A 1,719-nucleotide genomic window follows, 5' to 3' on the forward strand; every position below is an offset into this window, starting at 1 on the left:
GGGGCCGTCGATTTTCTACGGGTTGCTTCCGAGCCTTCGGATCGTTGATGTGGTATGGGGCGTTTCGAAGAGTTGATCGGCCCGTTGCGGGCGAAGCTGGAGGCGGTGACGCCGCATCTGGACGAGCGTCAGCGTCGGCTCTTGTACGGAGCGGAGGCTCGGATACTCGGTCACGGCGGGATCACCGCCGTCGCGAAGGCGGCCGGAGTCTCCAAGGGCTGCGTCTCCCGCGGCCTGGCCGAGCTGGAGGAGGATCCCGCGCCGGACGGCCGGGTCCGCCGGGCCGGCGCGGGCCGTCCGGCCTCGGCCGAGAAGGACCCGGGGCTGCGGGCCGCACTGCTGGCCCTGGTCGAGGACAGTACCCAGGGTGACCCCATGCGGCCGTTGACGTGGACGACGAAGTCGTTGCGCCACCTGGCGGGTGAATTGGCCGCCCAGGGCCACACGGCGGGCCGGGACACCATCGCCGCGCTGCTCAAGCAGGCCGGGTTCAGCCTGCGCGCCAACGCGCGGGTCCTGGCGGGGAATTCACACCCGGACCGGGATGCCCAGTTCCGTCACCTCAACGACACGGTGGGCCGATTCCTGGCCTCCGGCGACCCGGTGATCAGCGTGGACACCAAGAAAAAGGAACAGATCGGACTGTTCGCGCAGGCCGGCAGGGAGTGGGTGCCGCCGGGCGCGCCGGTGAAGGTCCTCGACCACGACTTCCCCTCCCACGCGACCGGCACGGCGATCCCGTACGGCATCTACGACCTGGGACGCAATACCGGCTTCGTCGTGGTGGGCACCGACCACGACACCGCCGCGTTCGCGGTCGCAGCCCTGCGCCGCTGGTGGACGGAGGAAGGCCGGACGGCCTACCCCAACGCGCGCAGACTGCTGATCACCGCGGACGGCGGCGGCTCGAACAGCTCCCGCACCCGTGCCTGGAAAGCCAACCTCGCCACCCTGGCCACCGAGACGGGCCTGGAAATCAGCGTGTGCCACCTGCCACCGGGCACATCAAAATGGAACAAGGTCGAACACCGGCTGTTCTCCTTCATCTCCATGAACTGGCGCGCCCGCCCGCTGACCAGCTACGAAGTCGCCCTCAACCTGATCGCCTCCACCACGACCACAACCGGCCTGCGTGTCAGCGCCCGCCTGGACGAGGGCACCTATCCCACCGGGATCGAGATCGACGCCCAGCACCTCGCGGCACTGCGTATCGACCCCGACGACTTCCACGGCGAGTGGAACTACACCATCCCGCCGCAACCCGGCGTCCCGGCCGTGCCACTGCAGCCGCAAGGGCGCCGCGCTCATCCCCGCCAGGCCCACACCTTCGACGCGGCACTGGTAACCCACCCGGTACTGACCGGCCTCACCCGGCAAGCCCTCGACCAACTCGTCGCCGCCATCCGTGAGTTGATCGACCAACTCGCACCCGGCCAACGGCCCCACCACCGCAAACTCGCGGTCGAAAACATCATCTGGGCCTCCGTCCTGGACCAGCGCGAACTGCCCGCCTCGCTGATCGCCCACCTCTTCCGCGTCGGCGAGAACCAGATGCGCGCCCTCCTCCAGCAGACCCGCCCCCTGCTACAGCGACACGGCCACCACAGCGACCCGCTCCCGGTCCGTCTCATCGACCCCAGCGAACTCGCCCGCTACGTCATACACGCAACGACAACAGACGATTGACCCGACACGCACCAGTAATTTCTCGACGGATCC

General features: G+C 68.8%; 1 protein-coding gene. It reads left to right on the top strand.

The features are described 5' to 3' along the window. The first annotated feature begins 54 nt into the window (after nucleotides 1-54). Nucleotides 55-1,686 (top strand): ISAzo13 family transposase, encoded by a 1,632-nt coding sequence (locus ACFU6I_RS48560; protein WP_384380982.1) that lies wholly within the window; start codon nucleotides 55-57, stop codon nucleotides 1,684-1,686. The last annotated feature ends 33 nt before the right edge of the window (nucleotides 1,687-1,719 follow it).

The sequence above is a fragment of the Streptomyces sp. NPDC057486 genome (genome assembly GCF_042802415.1).
Lineage (GTDB): Bacteria > Actinomycetota > Actinomycetes > Streptomycetales > Streptomycetaceae > Streptomyces > Streptomyces yanii.

Bases quoted from the DNA above. Each gene is read 5' to 3' on its own strand.
- ACFU6I_RS48560 (WP_384380982.1), top strand. From the start codon at position 55: ATGGGGCGTTTCGAAGAGTTGATCGGCCCGTTGCGGGCGAAGCTGGAG.